This is a genomic window from Spiroplasma endosymbiont of Amphimallon solstitiale (assembly GCF_964030965.1).
In the GTDB taxonomy this organism is placed as follows: Bacteria; Bacillota_I; Bacilli_A; order Mycoplasmatales; family VBWQ01; genus Spiroplasma_E.
This window is the reverse complement of the sequence record NZ_OZ034999.1, coordinates 1,198,776-1,216,832: the sequence shown is the minus strand read 5'-3', so window position 1 is coordinate 1,216,832 and position 18,057 is coordinate 1,198,776. Positions and strand designations below refer to the sequence as shown.

Genomic DNA, 18,057 nt, shown 5'->3' with positions numbered 1-18,057 from the left:
GTTATATTAATTTTGTTAGTATTTTCATTTATGTTAATAATTACTCATAATTGTAAAAATGTTATTGTTTTTTTATGTTTATCAACATTTAAATTCGTATCTCCTAAATTTTTATAAAAATATTGATTTTCATTTAAGGTAGGATTAATGTAATAATTTGATAATTCTACGGCTTCTCTATAAACTAAATACTTACAATTATTACCTTCATGTTCAGTATTATCTTTTAATTATGTAGAAAAGTATGGATGACCAAAAATTATTCATCAATTTACACTTAAAATATTATTTTTAATTAAAAATTTGTTAAAAATAACATTATTTAGTGTAAAAATTCTCTAAAAATAACACTTTATCATGTATCATTACTTTTCTACAAAATTAAAGGTATTATCTTTATAACTAAAATAATCATTTTCATTACTGTATAAATATCTATTATTATCACTATTATTTATAGGTATATTTCTTAAATCATCAATTATAATGGGATTACTACTATTAAATTCATTTATAAATCCTTCACCTTCCTGAGATTTTAATTGAAAGTTTAAATTTAATTGAAAGTGTTTATAATCATTTATAAAATCTTTTATGTATTGATAACCATAATTAGTTATATCAATTGAAATATCTTTTATTCATGATTGATAATTACTTGGTTTCTGGCCTATATAATACATTCCGTTTTTACTTTCTGCATTATAATACTGATTAGAAAACTTTACATTACTTAAATCTACAAAAATAGAGTGTGGGATTTGATTTGGTGGTGGTGGATTAACTGCTTTTGGATAGTTATATTTATTTTTAAAACTATAAGTATTATTTGCAAGTAAAAAATTATTTTTAATTAATCTTATATTGCCACTTGCTTTACCTACTGTTTGATATGTTCCTGCTCAAATACTAAAATCATCACTTACAGCACCTTCATAATCATTTGGCATGCTATAAAATGTTAATTTAAAATTACATTTTCCTTGAACTAAAATATCAATCATGTCTATATAAAAACCATTATAATTATCATTATTAAAAATTGGTGATTGTAAGTCAAAATCTTCTACTGGTGGTAATAAATATATTTGTTTATTATTATTTGGATTATTTTGTGATATATTAACTAAATTCATATACTTAGTATCAATAATACTATTATTATCAATATCATAACTTGAAAGTTTAATATTATCAGTCAAGTTAAATGTAAAACTAGTCATATGACTTGTTGTGCCTAAAATTGCTGGTATTTCATCAGGTGTACCATTTCTAAATACATCATAAGGAATTATATTTTTTTCAGTTTGTTTTGAATATAATACTGTACTATAAAATTTATATAATTCGGCACTCATTAAAAAGTTAACTATATTAAACTTTGGTATTAATAAATTTGAAACTTTTTTAAATCCTATATTCATTCCACCAGTAAATCCATTAAAGAAACTACCGAATACTGGTATAGTATTTAATTGAATTTTAACTGTTTCTCTTACTGATAATGGTATTTCATTCATAGAATTATAAATAAAATACATTAAAGCATTTAAATTTCTTAAATTTTTAAATTGTAAATTATTAATAATATAACCATTAATTTGACCACGTGGTTGTTTAAGTTTTTGATTAAAATATACAAAATAAGGATTACCAAGAGTATAAAATTTATCAGTATCTAAATTGACTCCATTTAAAAAATTATTATTTCAATAAGGAGTATATTTTCCATTATCTTCTAATTTATTAGTCGCTGTTGTTTTTTCAACATCAGTTAATATATGACCTTCAAAAGTCTTTTTTGCACCATCATCATAACTTGGTGCAATAATTTCTTGTCATTGTTGATAAGTATCAACTGTTGATTTTGCACCTACTGTTAAAACATAATTAGTTTCTGGTAAAGCGCTAAAACTAACTGGGTCATATGTAGATGCTTGATAATTTAAAGGGAAAATTAAATGTGTGGGATTCATAGTGATTTCTTTATTATCAGTTTTGTTAATATTTCTTCCTCATAATCCGATAGCAATAGTACCAACTGTTCCATAAAAAGTTATTTGTGCATGTGTAACTGGTCTAGGTGATAAATAATTATTATCTAAAATAATGTTTTTATTTAAATCAAGTGTAGGTATTGCAACCGGTTCACCAACTGCACCTAATTGCACATATTGATTAATTGCTAATCCACTATGTGCTAATTTATCATTTAATGAACTAAAAGTACATTGAATATAAGCCAATTCTTTATTTTCTGGATTATAAGTTTTAGTTGCAACTTCAAGAATATATCATTGTCTATCAACTTTAATTGATTTATCAGTATTTATAACTTTATTAATTTCTGGAATCATATATAACTTATATAAATTTGAAACAATATTATTAATAAAACTAAAATTCTTTTTTTCATTTGGAATATTAATAACTACATTTTTAATGGCTTGCTCTTGAATAAAAGCATTATTTGCTGGAGTTGCTGAATAAGTAATACCTAATTGGTCACTTAAAATATTTCCATAAAATACATCACCAACTTTTAAAACCTTTTTACCAGTAGAATCTATTGTTTTTAAATCTGGTTCTATTAAATCAAAACTATTATCTCATACAGATAATATTGCTTCTCTTCCAGTAAAGATTTTACTAAATGAAGTATAATCATTAGGTATTGAAGTTGGTGGTTTATAACCCGTTTCTGTTGAATTTATAGCACCTAAAATAATAGTAAAAGGACATACACGAAATTGTAAATCTTTATTTTGTGTAAAATCTTTTTCAATTTCACCTGTACTTTTTCATACAGTTTTAATTAATTGATGATTCTGTTTTGGTGTCATTCCCATTATTAGTTTCTCCTAAAAAAGTATTATTAAATTCAATTTCTTCTTTTTGATATTTTCTATTTTCATTAATAATCTGTTCTGCTTCTTCTTCACTTACACCATATCTTTTAACTATAATTCGTTTAATATTAGTAATTCCTAATCTTAATTCTGCTTCATCAATTTCTAATGATTTTAATCTATCTGTAATAGTATTTTCTTTAATTTCAAATGTTCATTTAGATTTATCACCATCTAATCCCATTAATATAAAACATCTTTGAAATATTTCATTTCAATCACTTTGATTTAAAGTTCTTTTAATTCTTGTAGTTTCCATATCACGAGAATTAGTAATTAATACTTCTGCTTCTGTTTTTTGACTAGTAGTATCATTTACTGGACTATAGCCACTACCTTCAAATGCTTTATCAATAATAAATTGTATAAATTCTGCATATTTATCTAATATTGGACTACCTTGTAATATTGCAATTGGTGGTGTTCCACTAGTACTTCCTAAACTTCTTAAATTTGCTTGTAAAATAAATTTACCTATTAATTTTTTTAAATCAAAAGCAGTTTTAGATTGATTTATTTCTTGTTCAGTAATATCTAAAAATACACGAGTAACATTATATTCAAGTTCATGTTCAATTGATTCAAATGTTTTATTTAATAATTTTTGTAATTTTTTAATTGGAGTCATATCTGGATAATAATCACCAATAACTCCACCAAAGAAATTCTTTTTAGGTAAATTTTGCATAAATTTAACTGGAATAATACCTAAATTATGATTTTCTATTAATGGTAATTGTAAATCTTTACTTATTTTTTCTTGTAAACCATCTAAAGTAATAAAATCACTAGTAAAATATCTAATTATTTGATTTGGAGTATATGTTGTTTTAACATAAATACTTTGGTCATCATATTGTAATCTTGACCATGTTGAAGCACCTTGTTCAGTATCTAATACTCTAGCTACTCTTGATTGAGCATAAGGTTGAGCAAAATTTAAAGATATTCTACCAGTTTTACTTTTATCAATTTGAACAATACTATAACCATAACCAGACTTAATATGACAATCTTGATAAAATAATGAATCTAAATTATTTCATTCTTTTAATTTTTCAATTGCTCTTTTATATTCTTCATGTTCACTTGTTAAAGTATAACCATTACCCCATAATAATTTACTTGCATGATTTGCTATAATTTCTTGAAGATTTATCATGCATCAATTAGGAGTTAATATTTCAGTATTATGATTATTCATATGTTACTTCCTTTCAAAATAAGGATTTATATTTGCACTTAAATTTCTAATATATGGTTCTATAGCATAATCAAATGCATCACGTAAATGGTCATTACCTGCTAATGGTATTTGTTTAATGCTCTTAGGGTCTCATACAGCCAATCTAAATTCATCTAATAATGCTTGTGCATTCATACTAATATTTAAGCGTTCTGATGCCATTAAAGCCACATTCTTACCTATCCTAAACTCAAGTCTTAACTTCACACAATCTTTAAAATATAACCATGAATTAACCCTATATTTAATTGCTGTATCATTAAGCATTTCAATAAATGTATAATTACTAAAATCACAATATACAGTTAAACCATATTCATATAACAAATTATTTTCTTTTGCTAATTTAATATAAAACTCAACTACTAATCTTGCTAATTGTTTATTATCATAACGTATTAATTTATTTTCTATTTTTAAACAATCAATAACATTAACAAATTTAAAATTATAATCAAAACCTATTAATAAACATGCTAAAGCATCATCTTTAAACCCATAATCTAATCCAGCACTAAATCTATAACTTGGTTGTAATAATCTACTAATCTTATGAATAAGATGTGAATATATTCCACCAGATTCATAACCTACTAAACCATGACTTCTTACTCTTGCAGATATTGGGTCTAGAACTTCTATTTCTAATAATTGATTTTTGTCACTATCTTTTAAGTAACTATTAAGTTTTCAATTTTGATAATGATAAATAGTATTATCAATAATAGTAAATTGTTCATATTCATTAATAATTTGTTTTTCATTTTGTGGACAAACATTTATAGTTTTCTTAATAAATTCATTTAAAATACTCCAAGGATTACAACTTTCAATTTCTAATAATTGATTTGCACCACGAATAGCATCTTTTAAATCTTGATAATCATTTTCAGTAATTTCATATCTTTCATCACTTCATATAATTACATAATCATATAAATAATTACTTGCTAATCCAGTTAATTTAACATTACTATTATCTTGAGCATGTAAATATTTACAAGTGATTTTACTACCATTAAATTCAATAGTTTTTTTAGTTTCACTAATAATAAAGTTAATTGATGGATATGTTGCTCTAATAATTTGTTTTAATTCTTGTCAACTATCATTTAATTGTTTTGACATATTACGAATTAAATAAGCATGAATATTAATATTATCTAACATTAATAAAATACCTAAGAATTCAATATCACTAAATGTTTTACCAGATTTACGACTACCTAATTGTTTAATTTTAGTAATATTTAAAGGTTGTTTTAAATACATTCTTTTAGCAATATCTAATAAATAGCCAAAATTACTTAACATTTATTTTTCCCTTTATTTTCTAGATTAACTTGTATAAGGGCTGTATTATCATTACTTTTTATATCAATTTTTGTAGATAAATGATATTCTTTCACAAATGCTCTTTCTAAATATCATGCAGTATTATTTGCATTTACTTTTAAATATCTTTGTGTATTAATATGGCGTATTTGTAAATATGCTCAATTAATTTGTTGTAAAAAAGTATTTCTTTTCTTTTGTTTTCAACTATAAAGAGTATTTTCAGTAATATCTAAATAAATTAACATACCAACTTTAGTAGGTATCTCATCAAACTCTTTACAATGAATAAAATAATTTTCTAATGCTTCTCTTAATTTTGTGGCATCATTAAAAATTGTTCTTATTTTTATTTTTTCTTCTTGCACATAAAAATCTCCTTTCATATGCTTTAAAAAACGAAAAATTATGATATAATTAATATAATCTTTAAGTTAGAATTGCTGAAAAAATAACTTATTAACTTTATTAATTACTTCATATATTTTTTTATTTAATTTTTATAATATAATTATAACAAAAAATAACAAATTAATTGTTATTTTTTTCTTCTTTTTCTTTAATTCTTTTTTCTCTTCATTCTCTATAGTCTTTAGCCTTAAGTTTATTTTTTTCTTCTTTTTCTTTAATTCTTTTTTCTCTTCATTCTCTATATTTTTTTGCGGTAAATTTATTTTGTTCTTCTCTTATTGATTTTTTATATTGTCTTCTTTCTTCTCTTATCTTCGATAATTTTTCAGCATTTTTTCAAAAATTACCTTTCAAAATATTTTGATTATTTCATAAAATCGCTCATCCAATAACTAATCCTAATATATTTAAAGCAATAAATAGCATTACTATCCCTATGGCATTATTCTTATTACAATATTTAATTCCATATTTTATTAATAAAATCCAAATAATTACTCCTATTATTCCTAAAGATATTCATAATCATAATATTTGCATTTTTTATTTTCCTTTACTATTTACATTTTTCTTTATTGTACATTATTTTATTAAAAAAGAAAAGATAACTAATAAAAGTTATCTTTTAAACGTAAATAGAATTTTCAAGTTATTAAACGTTTGTTAATATTATACTCTAAAACCAAACATTTTTCAACAATATTTTAACAAATTTGTTAGAATAGTTAGGACAAAAAAATAAATAGAAAGGTGTTAAAAAATGTTTAGTTTTAAAGAATTTCTAAAATCTGAAATCACTAATATTTTAGCAAAATATTTTCAAAAAATCCATGATTTTGATGAATATTTTTTTCAAAATAGAGATAAAAATCAATATAAAATTGATTCAAGAGTTAATAGAACAGTAAATACTCCAATTGGAATAGGAACTTTTAGACAAAGAGTTTATTGAGATACCATTAATAAACAATATTATTATCCAATTTATGAAGAGTTTGGTATTAAAAAAAGAGCAAGAATTACTGATGATTTATATTTAGAAATATTAGATAACTTAATTGAAAATTTAATAAGTAAAAAAGGTTATTTTAATATTCAATCAGAATTTAAATATACTTCTTTTTCTAAAAATCTTATTTCAAGAATTTTTAAAGATGCAAAAATTCCAAAATGAATACCAGAAGAAAAATTTAAAGTATTAGATAATCAAAAATTAAATATATGTGCAGATGATGCTTTTGTTACTTGTTGAGATGAAAATGGTTTAAAACAGCAATATTGTTGTAGAATTTTAACTTTTAATTTAGGAAAAAAAGAAATTTATTCATATAGAAATAAATTACAAAATAAAATAACTTCATTTTTATTATTTAAATCTGGTAATGGTTTAAATCAAGAACAATTATATAATTTTACAACACAAACTATTCTTAATCATTATGATATTAAATTAAATATATTGGGTGTTCAATGAGAATATCATAATTATAATTTAGTAGTTGCAGGAGATGGTGCATTATGAATTAAAGCAATGGCTACTTGATTGGGATGTTATTATATTTTAGATAAATATCATGCTTATAGTTATTTATGAAAATCTTTTGTTGGAGTTAAAGGTAAGAAAAAAGAATCTCATGATTGAACAAAATATATTGATGGTACTACTACTTTTGCAAGTGGTGATTGTAATCAATTACTTTCTTTTTTAAAACCTAATGTTAATGAAAAAGTATATAATTATTTTAAAAATAATGCTCATGGTATTGTAAATCAAAATGCTTCTTGAAATATTGGTTGTAGTGCTGAAAGTGATGTATATCATTTTTTAAAATCTTTAACTAATGGAGCAAAAATATATCATCATCAAACCTTAAATAATATGTTAATTGCAAAAGCAAATTATTTAAATTCTAAAAGTTATCTTAATAGTACTTAATAAATTAAAACTTAATATTTTTAAATTCTAATTTTAAGATTAGAATTTTTGTGTTATTTAAATGTAATTTTACAATTATATTTTTTAGTATTTTTAAATTTTATGGTATAATGTAATTAACAAATCATAGAATTTTCAAGTTATATTGTAAATGTTATTGAATTCTATGGGTTAATCTCATACGTCCCATAATAAATACTTGTTTAAATATTTTAATTTGTAATAGGTTTATATAATTTGGATATTCAAATTCCCATTGTTTAAATAAATTAGTAATGATTTCATCAGGTTTTTGTCCTGAAAATTTATCACGTAATTCTGCCATTTTATTATTGGGTTTACCTTTTTCATCATATTCTGCTCCATCAAAATTTCTATTATAGTTATATGTATAACTTAGCATATTTAATAATAGTTGCTGTAAGCTATCATTAGTTGGTGCGTCTTTTATTTCAATTTCAATATCATCAAATTTATTATTAGTTGCAACATATTGATAAAATTGACTTTCACCCGCAAAATTTCAAACTTCTTTATCTTTTAATTCTTTTTGTTTCTTTAATGGTCATTTACCATCTCAAACAGTACCCATCTCATAACCTAGTCAAGCATGTGTTACTCTTGCATTTTTAATAACTTCTTTTCTTGTTTCAGTTCCACTACTAATTTTAATTAAATCTAAAACTGATTTTTCTTGTTCTATAAATTGTTTTGCTAATTTTCAAGGTAATATTTGTTCACTAAATCATTGTTGTAAAATTCTAACTTTTGGTTGAGTTTCAATAGGCATTGATAATAGTGGAAATGCTATCTTATCTTTGACAAATAACTTTGGGTATACTTCCATATTGTCAACTTCACCAAGTACCTTTATATTGCCAAAAATCATGCTTCTAGGGGCTTTAATTTTTAAACCAATAACCTTGGTATCTTTATCTAATGGTTTTTGTAATTTAATAATGATTGGATAACCATCTCTTGTTTTAAAATCTTTAATTTTAATAATAGTTATACTTTTAGTACTTCTTGTTTTTGGATTTTGATAAGGTTGTGAATAATTATTAATGATATATAAATTATCAATATTATTTTCAGTTAATGGTTCATTAATAGATACAGCATATAACTTAAATTGATTTAATAAATTTATTTCTTGAAATATTAAATTTTTAATATCAGTCATACTATATTCAATAGTATTATCATTAATGTTTGTACTTGCTCTTTGATTTAATTGCATAGTAAAGTCTGATGTTTCAACAGCAGTAGTTTTTAATACTTTCTCAATATCAATAAAACCAATTTTAATAGTATTTGCTGAAAATCTTAAACTATTATTTTCATTATTTTTAAATAAACGTTCAATTTCATAAATATAAATTGTTCTTTTTTTAAATTCATCATATGCTCTATTAATATCAGGATCACTAGTAGCACCCATCATATTAGTAAAATCATAAGGAATATTATCAATTAAATAATCATTTTCTACTTCTGCTTGATTAAGTTTAGTTTGCTTCTGTTTCTGTGGAAACTTCGTTTGTGGTTTGTTGTTGTTGTTTTCCATTGTTCTCTCCTATTAATTGGTTATTTTCGGGATTAAATAATTTTAACTTAACAGTTAAATTATTAATTTCTTGTTCATCATTAATATTAAATGTTTTACTATTTAATAAATCTTTATCTAAACGTACTAATATTTGAATAAATTTAAGAATATCAATATTAAATTGTCATAATTTTTGTTCAATATAATTAATAGTTGAAATATTTACTGCTGTACTTTCGGGAACTGATTGTTGTGCAGATTTCTTTTGACTTGGTATATGAATACCACAACGTTTAAATATTTCATTAACATTTCAATCATATATATCAGTTAAATTTTTACCTTTAAAATTACTATTTGTCATATTAATATTTTCATTTTGTTCATTATTATCTCCACCACTTTTAAATATATAGTTTTTAGTAACTAATGTTCTTACTGCTTCTTCTAATGTTGATTGAACATTACCATAAGTTTGACTAAATATAAATTTAGGTGAATTTAAAATTGTATCTAAAACAATTTGTTCATAAATAACATCTAATGCTTTAATTTTATCCATTACTTTATTACAATCTGCTAATTCATTTGCTTTATTTCGCATAATTGCTATTGGTATATAATTAATATTTAGTGTTTGTTCTTGTTCTAAATTTGAATTATTACTATATGTTTTGAAATCTAATGGAAATTGTTTTTTATTATCACTAATACTATAAATTGCACGATTAATAGTTACTTGTTCATTATTTAATGTATAAACTTCAAATAATCTTACCATTTGTGCATTTTGTTCATAACTATCATAAAAAATAGTACATTGAATTAATTTACCAGTAATATCATAAACTCTTTGTTGTATATCTACTACTTGAAAATATAAGTCATCATTAGCAATATAAATTAAATAAGCACTAATTCCTAATTTACTTAATTTAAAAATTGAATTTCAATTTTTTCTGTAAAATTCTTGTTGAATTAAATATTGTTTAATAGTTTCATTATTAATATCTAATGGAGCATTATATAAATTAGCATTATTTTCTGCTACAAAATCAGTAAAATAAGTTTCATGATTAAAATCATTAAAACCAAAATAATTTAAAATTGAAGCATGAGTACTTTTATTTTTATTAGCCTGAATTGTAAATATAAATGGGACAGTTTTTTAAAATAATTGTATTAAATCTATTGGTCTTTTATAAGATAGTGATTTTCTGGGTGTAGAATTAATTTGAAATGCTATAGTATTTAAATCTTTTTGTTTATATGAAGATAGATCTGTAGATTTTGGTAAATATCTTCTTAAAATACCATTATTATTTTCATTTAAACCTCTTTGACAAGGTTTACCAGGATCTGCAAAATAAATCTTAACATTACAATTTTTTTCGATTAATTTTCATTTACTAAATTCTTTACCACGATCAAAAGTAATAGTTTTAACTGTTCCTTTTTGTAACTTTGAAATAAATTTTATTATACTTTTTGTAATATTTTCTGATTTATTATTTTTAGTTGCTAAAGGAATTGTGGTTTTTGATCATATATCAGCTAAAGTAATAATAGAACTTTTATGATCTTTACCAATGATAGTATCACCCTCTAAATGACCAAATTCTTCTATATTTTTAATATTAGGAATGATTAAATTTCTTTCATGAATAGACTTACAATTATTAATTCTGCCCCTAGTTTCTTTTTGTTTGTGAGGTTTATTTTTTCCTTTTCTCAATAAGTTATTTTCATCAAAACCCATTCGATTTGTTTTAAACATGTTATATAAAGTTTTTGTTGAAATACTTTTTATTTTATTTTCCTTTAAAAAATTAGCAATTATATCAAGAGCATAATTTTTAGTAATTAACAAATGATTAATAGTATTAATTTCTATTAAAGTTAAAATTATTAATTTTCTACCTGCATTTTGTTTATTTTTTTGAATTTTATTCAATATTTCTAATGGTAATAAGTTTTGATTTAATAATCTACAAACTCTATGTACAGTTGATTTACTATAATCAATGGCTTTTGCTATTTTACGAATCGAAAATCCATAACTTTTATATTCTTTTATTGCTATTATTGATTCAATAGTCAGATACTTATACATTGTGCTAATTCCTTTCTTTTCTTAATTATAGAATTAACACAATTTAATTTTTATATAAGTGTCCTTTTTAATTTTACAATTCAGGTAGTTAAAAATTTTACTTTTTCATTTTGATTATCACTAATATTACTTTTTTCTTTTCTTTTAAATAGACTTAACATAATATTCACCACCTTTTTTTAAAATATTTGATTAATTTTTAATACAATTTTTATAATAATAAATATAATTAAACCAGCAACTGCAGAAGATAATAAAACTCCTATTAAACCTAAAATAATTTTTATTATTTTAAAAAACATAATATTATTCCTGTAATTCTTCTAATTTTCATACATTACCTTTTAAATTACCTTTTCCACTATAAATAGTAATCAATTTTGCATGTTGAACTGATAAAATTACTATATTAACACTATCATTAAAGGTTTGTATTGGTACACCAGCAATTTTGTTATCCGTTATAATAAATTCTTGAATAGTATAAACTGGATTATATATACTTCAAGAATAATAAACTCTGTATCGTTTATTAACTATAAAATCATAATTAATTTGTCAATTATCTCATTTATTTTTTTCTCTTGTTCCTACTACTTTTCATTTTTGATTATTTGGATTTGGTGGATTTTCTGGTAATTCAATATCAAAATTATTTTCTGCTAATTCATTTACTTTTAAACTTTTTGAAGTAATTTTTAATTGTTGATTAATATCAATTTTAATAGTATTTTGTAATTCTTCTAATGAATATATATTTCCATATTCTTCATTTCCACCTTCTATAATTAACTGTCATTTATTTTTAGCTAAAAATTGTAAATATAAAATAGCTTCTTCATCATTAATTAAACCTTTTGTAAGAAAAATTTTATCATTAGGACTACCACCTAAATAATTACCAGTTTTAAATTCTACTTTAAATCTTAAATTTACTTGATTAAATGGTGGTTTTTCTCATGTAATAATTGTTCTATAAAGAGTATTAAAATTAAGTTTAAATTCTGCATATTCACGATTACTTATACTTTTACCTATTATTTTTCAATTTTCTTTATCTTGTTTTTTATCAATATTTGCTTTATTTTCATTAATAGCACCAACAATAGTTTTATTAGTAGTTTCTAAATTAGGAATTTCTTGACTAACAGCATTTAATTGAAATGCAATAGGAAATTGTGACTTTACATCTTCTAATTTTTTATCTATTTCTGGTTTTGTATAATAATTATTTGGGTCAACTCCACCACCAGTAGCACTAATTTTATTATTTTCATCAATAGTAATATTTTCACCAGCAATTAATTTATTTTGTTTTTTATCTAATAAATTATTAGTTTCTAGTTTTGTATAATAATCACGTTCAGTACTTTCTTCTGCTATAAATTCAGTTGGTGTATGTATTCCTTGATATTGATATATTTCTTCTATATCACCAATTAAGTTAATTTTTCCACGTTCAGGATAAGAATTACCTCCACCACTAAATGTTTTATTTCTATTGTTATAGTAAATAGTTCCAATATTTAAAATATTTTTATTTGAGATTTGTTCTTTATAAGTCATGGAATCAACATTTAACAATTCAAATTCATTAAAAACATTATTTAAATAAATTTTAATTACTTTATAAAATTTCATAAAGTCATTTTCTGTTGAATATTGATAACTGATTTTAATAAAATATCATTTAAATGTTTCTATATTATTATTTTCAACTTTCTTTCATAAAGGACTAGTTTCAATATTAAATCAATTATTTTTAACATCATTAATATTTTCGTTTGCTTTAATTAATTCACTATTTAATTTGGTAATTTCATTTTCATTAGTAGTAATTCGTTTTTGTTGTTTAGCAGAAAAATCCTTTAATTTTGTAGAAAAGTAATGATACATGATAAAGTGTTATTTTTAGAGAATTTTTACACTAAATAATGTTACTTTTAACAAATTTTTAATTAAAAATAATATTTTAAGTGTAAATTGATGAATAATTTTTGGTCATCCATAGGCAATGTTTAGTAATCTGTGTAACTTACAAAAATAACTATGTTTAATTAATTCTAGTAAATATAATTAAATGACTAGAAAGAGTGAGTTACAGATGGCTAAAAAACAAAATATTAATAATAATGATCCAATATCAAAAGCAGTAGATTTATTATTAGAAAATACTGAAGATTTAACAACAGTTTTTAAAGAAGGGGGTTTATATAAAGAATTAACAAAACGTTTAGTTGAAAAAATGTTGAATTCTGAAATGCAAAATTATTTAGGATATGAAAAAAATCAACATAGTAATACTGAAAATGCTCGTAATGGTACAAGTTCAAAAAAATTAATAACTCAACAAGGTAAAATTGAGATTGATGTACCAAGAGATCGCAATAGTGATTTTACTCCTGTAATAGTTGCAAAAAGACAGCGAAGATTTGATGGTTTTGATCAACAAGTGCTTTCACTATATGCAAAAGGTATGACTCTATCTGACATTAGAATGCAGTTACAAGAGTTATATCATGGTGCTGATATTAGTGAAAGTGTTATTAGTCAAATTACTGATGATGTTATTGATGATGTCAAAGCATGACAAAATCGACCATTAGAAAGCGTTTATCCGATTGTTTATTTTGATTGTATAGTAGTTAAAGTTCGACAAGATAAACGGATTATTAATAAATCAGTTTATATAGCATTAGGAGTTGATTTAGAAGGTAAAAAAGATGTTTTAGGCTTATGAATTAGTGAAAATGAAGGTGCTAAATTTTGATTAGCTAATTTCACAGAAATGAAAAATCGAGGCTTAAATGATATTTTGATTGCTTGTAGTGATAATTTAACAGGCATGTCAGAAGCAATACAAGCAGTTTATCCTAAAACAGAACATCAATTATGCATTGTTCATCAAATTCGAAATAGTTTAAAATATGTTTCATACAAACATCGAAAAACTCTAGTTACAGATTTAAAACCAATTTATAGTGCATGTAGTGAAGAACAAGCAATGCAAGCTTTAGAATCATTTGAAAGTAAATGAAATAAACAATATCCCCAAATTGCTAAATCTTGATATAAAAATTGAGAAAATTTGATGATTTTTATTAGTTATCCTGCAGAAATCAAAAGAGTAATTTATACAACAAATGCTATTGAATCTGTTAATAGTCAATTACGAAAAGTTATTAGAAACAAAAAAGCTTTTCCTAATGATATGTCAGTTTTTAAAATATTTTATTTAGCAATTGAAAATATAACAAAAAAATGAACATTGCCTATTCAAAATTGAAATACAGCAATTGCTCATTTTATGATAAAATTTGAAGACAGAATTAATCTGAACTAGTACTTTGTAAAACAAAGATACACAGATTTCTAAAAAGCCTCCATCCATACTTTTCTACATAATTAAAAGAAAAATCACAAGTTGGTGCATGTGTATAATCACCAATTTGTGGATTATTTTGTAATGCGTCAGGTGGTAATGTTCCTATTTCATCTGGTCAATCTAAAATCATTGTTTCAGTTTCTTTATCATAATCAGTTGCAACATAACCTTTATTTATAAAATTTGTAACAGGACCTCTATATATTTCATTTTCATTATCATCAACTAAATCATCATATAATTTCATTTGTTTTAATAATGTAAATTTTTTTTGTTCTTTAATTAATTCATCAACTTGATTTCTAGTATAAAATGCTTTTAAGTCAATTTTTTCAACATCTATTTCATCATCATTATAACTTGAAAATATTTGTTTTAATTCTGTTAATCTTGCTCATATTTTCATTCTACTAGGTGCTAAATCTCAAACATTAATCGTAGGAGTACTATTTGCACTAAATTGACTACCATTATTAAATTGAATAGTAGCATCAACATTAAATTCAATTGGTGTACGATTAAATACTCAATGTTCAACCATTACATAAACCATATCTCTTAATGTTTCTTTAATTAATTCATCTTTAAAACTATCAAAAGGAAATTTAGATAAAATAAAATCAAGATAAGCATTAATATCATTTTGTGCACGAATAGCAAAAGTTTTAAATCAATCATTAACATTTGGTCATGTATTGATATATTGTGGTGGTGTTTCTGTAATTTTTCCAGTTAATGGATATCAGTTATTATAATTTTCAAGACTGACATCAGTTCAAAGTTTATTAATCATATTTTATCATTCCTTAAAAAATGCTTTTTTATAATGTTTAGTTTTTGTTTTAGTTTTTCTATGTGTGATATGTTCAATTTCTTTTTGTATTTTATTTTTTCCTTTTTTTAAGTTTTTACTTTTTGTTACAACTTGACTATATGCAAATTTTTCTAAATGATGTAATAATCCAGTACCAAATAAAGTATTTACTGAAAACTTTAAACCAACATTTTTAAATGATTTATTAATATTTTCAATAGGATTATTAATAACATTTACTACTTTATGATAAGTTCTTATTATTCTAAATATTTCTCTATATACTTTAAAACTATCTCTAATTACTTGTTGTACAACTGGTGGAGCAAATGCTATTGCTTTTAATCATTTATTACGATTAACACCATAACCAATGTATCAACCACTATATCAACGATATCAATGAAATGGATGTATTTGAGTAACAAAAGTTTTTGCTTTAAGAATACTATCAACAACTGTAATTGGTTTATATTTAGGATTACGATGATAAATAGTAATTGCACATTTATCTAATGACAAAGGTTGAATTTTACAACCCATAAATACTGGTGAATTTAATGGAATTAATTGTGCATGTTTAATTGCTCTTTTTTCTGCACTAGTAAATAAATCAGTTGCTTTTTCTTTTAATTTATTAATTTTTTCAAATGCTTGTTTTTCTAGTTTTTCAAATTTTTCTTGTAATTTATATATACTTTCTCGTATTTTTTCAAAATATGAAGTATCTTTTCAAAATTTATTTAAACCTTTTTTTAAATAAAATCTAATATCAAAATATTTAAAAATTTGATTTGCTTTTAAAACAAGTTGATGAATAATACTATTTTTAAAATTAAATTTAATAGCATTAGCACGAATTTTTTGTAAATCCAAAATTAAAGTTTTTCCATATCTATTTTCTGTGTGTATTGTATGAACTAAATTTAATCAATCATGTTGGTTCATAGATAATACTTTTTTTAAATCAGTATTATATTTTTTTAAAAAATTATTTGCTTTTTCAATATCTTTGATTTTAAATTTAGGAGTTAATTGTGGACTTAATTTTATTAATGTATTTTGTAATAATAAGTAATCTTTTAACTCCTGTGCTTCTAATTTTTGAAAATTATTTTTATATTGTCTTTCAGCAACATAACCTAAATCTCGTAATACTGTTTCACGATTAGGAGTAAAACTATAATTCATTAAATAACGTTTATTACCAATAATTTTATCTGTTAAAATTTCTTTTCCACTTACTTGACTAATAATTTCTTGTAAGTTTTTTGTTTCTTTAATTCCAATTTGTTCTAATGTTTTAGTTTTTTGTGCAAGTTTAATAAATTTAGTAGTACGATAACCACGACTAATTTTATTAAGTCCAGCAAATGCAGGTAATATATTAAAGAAAGTATTTAATTTTGTTACATTTCCTTTTAAATAATCATAAACTTGATTAATAGTAAAATCAGTTAAAAACTCTACACCAACAGCAGTAATACTAGCAACTAAATCACTTGCACCTAATCCAAGTGTTAAACTTTCACTTAAACCGCCAGTAAAAGGAGCAAGTGCTACTGCAATTACTTGTACACCAATCATTTCTAAAATTTCTCATCAAAAACTTTTATTTTCTTGTTGTTGACTAATTCTAGTATGTTTTGGTTTATTTATGTTTAAAAGTATTGCTGTATTAGTTGTACCGATTGGCATTGCATTTAATTTCCTTTATTTAAGAGTTATTTTAATTGGATTTGTTGTTCCTTTATAATTTAAGTCATTAACATTTGCAGTAATAGTTATATATAAGTCACCTGCTTTTTGTTTTTGATTACTTACATTAGTTTTACCTTGTGCATCACTAAAATATTTAATAGTTGGATTTGTTAAATTTGGATTTAATGATTTAAGTTCATCTGTACTTTTTATTTGTGTATCTAATTCTTTATTATTGTTATTAACATTTGCAGTAATATTTGTTGTTAAATTTGTAATTTTAGTTTTTAAATCAGTTTTTTCCTTTAATTTTGTAGAAAAGTAATGATACATGATAAAGTGTTATTTTTAGAGAATTTTTACACTAAATAATGTTACTTTTAACAAATTTTTAATTAAAAATAATATTTTAAGTGTAAATTGATGAATAATTTTTGGTCATCCATACTTTTCTACATAATTAAAAGTTTTTTCTGTTTTAATAATTCCATATAACATTCATCTTGATGTTGTTTCATTATTAGAAATATATGGTATTGCTTCTCCAACAACTTCACCAGCAACTTTATATGCTCTTCCTGCTTTATCATCTTTAATAAAATCTACATAAATAACTGTATTTTCCTTTAATTTTGTAGAAAAGTAATGATACATGATA

Annotated in this window: 16 protein-coding genes; 2 read left to right on the top strand and 14 right to left on the bottom strand. The window is 22.6% G+C overall.

Annotated elements, in window-relative coordinates; genetic code table 4:
- Nucleotides 1-365 precede the first annotated feature (365 nt).
- The 5 genes from AAHH39_RS07530 to AAHH39_RS07510 form a co-directional block, all read right to left on the bottom strand.
- Nucleotides 366-2,843 carry a hypothetical protein gene (locus AAHH39_RS07530; RefSeq protein WP_342217607.1) on the bottom strand — a complete coding sequence of 826 codons (2,478 nt, stop codon included), beginning with the start codon at nt 2,841-2,843 and terminating at the stop codon, nt 366-368.
- The gene (locus AAHH39_RS07525) at nt 2,812-4,113 is read right to left on the bottom strand and encodes a hypothetical protein (protein WP_342217606.1); all 1,302 of its coding nucleotides are present in this window, start codon (nt 4,111-4,113) and stop codon (nt 2,812-2,814) included. Before AAHH39_RS07525 ends, AAHH39_RS07530 begins: the two co-directional genes overlap by 32 nt.
- Before the next feature lie 3 nt (nt 4,114-4,116).
- Entirely contained in the window at nt 4,117-5,469 is a 1,353-nt protein-coding gene (locus tag AAHH39_RS07520) for a phage terminase large subunit (protein ID WP_342217605.1), read from the bottom strand.
- Entirely contained in the window at nt 5,463-5,858 is a 396-nt protein-coding gene (locus tag AAHH39_RS07515) for a terminase small subunit (RefSeq protein ID WP_342217581.1), read from the bottom strand. Before AAHH39_RS07515 ends, AAHH39_RS07520 begins: the two co-directional genes overlap by 7 nt.
- Before the next feature lie 163 nt (nt 5,859-6,021).
- Nucleotides 6,022-6,441, bottom strand: a complete 420-nt coding sequence (locus AAHH39_RS07510) for a hypothetical protein (protein WP_342217604.1) — start codon at nt 6,439-6,441, stop codon at nt 6,022-6,024.
- 220 nt (nt 6,442-6,661) lie between these two features.
- Here AAHH39_RS07510 and AAHH39_RS07505 point away from each other — a divergent pair, with 220 nt between their 5' ends.
- Nucleotides 6,662-7,837, top strand: a complete 1,176-nt coding sequence (locus tag AAHH39_RS07505) for an Mbov_0401 family ICE element transposase-like protein (protein ID WP_342217603.1) — start codon at nt 6,662-6,664, stop codon at nt 7,835-7,837.
- Between the two features lie 154 nt (nt 7,838-7,991).
- Here the strand turns inward: AAHH39_RS07505 and AAHH39_RS07500 are convergent, their stop codons facing one another.
- The 5 genes from AAHH39_RS07500 to AAHH39_RS07480 form a co-directional block, all read right to left on the bottom strand.
- The gene (locus AAHH39_RS07500) at nt 7,992-9,404 is read right to left on the bottom strand and encodes a hypothetical protein (protein WP_342217602.1); all 1,413 of its coding nucleotides are present in this window, start codon (nt 9,402-9,404) and stop codon (nt 7,992-7,994) included.
- Complete coding sequence (locus AAHH39_RS07495; RefSeq protein WP_342217601.1) at nt 9,346-10,167, bottom strand: hypothetical protein; 822 nt, start codon at nt 10,165-10,167, stop codon at nt 9,346-9,348. Before AAHH39_RS07495 ends, AAHH39_RS07500 begins: the two co-directional genes overlap by 59 nt.
- Before the next feature lie 387 nt (nt 10,168-10,554).
- A complete protein-coding gene (locus AAHH39_RS07490; RefSeq protein WP_342217458.1) occupies nt 10,555-11,499 on the bottom strand; it encodes an IS30 family transposase in 945 nt (314 codons plus the stop codon).
- Nucleotides 11,500-11,678: 179 nt separating this feature from the next.
- Nucleotides 11,679-11,801 (bottom strand): hypothetical protein, encoded by a 123-nt coding sequence (locus AAHH39_RS07485; RefSeq protein ID WP_342217600.1) that lies wholly within the window; start codon nt 11,799-11,801, stop codon nt 11,679-11,681.
- Between the two features lie 4 nt (nt 11,802-11,805).
- Complete coding sequence (locus AAHH39_RS07480) at nt 11,806-13,395, bottom strand: hypothetical protein (protein WP_342217599.1); 1,590 nt, start codon at nt 13,393-13,395, stop codon at nt 11,806-11,808.
- Between the two features lie 208 nt (nt 13,396-13,603).
- On the opposite strand from AAHH39_RS07480, the gene AAHH39_RS07475 reads away from it, so the two are divergent.
- Nucleotides 13,604-14,842, top strand: a complete 1,239-nt coding sequence (locus tag AAHH39_RS07475) for an IS256 family transposase (RefSeq protein ID WP_342219293.1) — start codon at nt 13,604-13,606, stop codon at nt 14,840-14,842.
- Here the strand turns inward: AAHH39_RS07475 and AAHH39_RS07470 are convergent.
- From AAHH39_RS07470 to AAHH39_RS07455, 4 genes are read right to left on the bottom strand one after another with little or no spacing between them, the layout of a single operon-like run.
- Nucleotides 14,829-15,677 carry a hypothetical protein gene (locus tag AAHH39_RS07470; RefSeq protein WP_342217598.1) on the bottom strand — a complete coding sequence of 283 codons (849 nt, stop codon included), beginning with the start codon at nt 15,675-15,677 and terminating at the stop codon, nt 14,829-14,831. The genes AAHH39_RS07475 and AAHH39_RS07470 overlap by 14 nt on opposite strands.
- Nucleotides 15,678-15,680: 3 nt before the next feature.
- Nucleotides 15,681-17,396 carry a hypothetical protein gene (locus tag AAHH39_RS07465; RefSeq protein ID WP_342217597.1) on the bottom strand — a complete coding sequence of 572 codons (1,716 nt, stop codon included), beginning with the start codon at nt 17,394-17,396 and terminating at the stop codon, nt 15,681-15,683.
- A gap of 15 nt (nt 17,397-17,411) precedes the next feature.
- Entirely contained in the window at nt 17,412-17,732 is a 321-nt protein-coding gene (locus tag AAHH39_RS07460) for a hypothetical protein (RefSeq protein ID WP_342217596.1), read from the bottom strand.
- Nucleotides 17,733-17,747: 15 nt separating this feature from the next.
- Nucleotides 17,748-18,053 (bottom strand): hypothetical protein, encoded by a 306-nt coding sequence (locus AAHH39_RS07455; RefSeq protein ID WP_342217595.1) that lies wholly within the window; start codon nt 18,051-18,053, stop codon nt 17,748-17,750.
- Nucleotides 18,054-18,057: the final 4 nt, after the last annotated feature.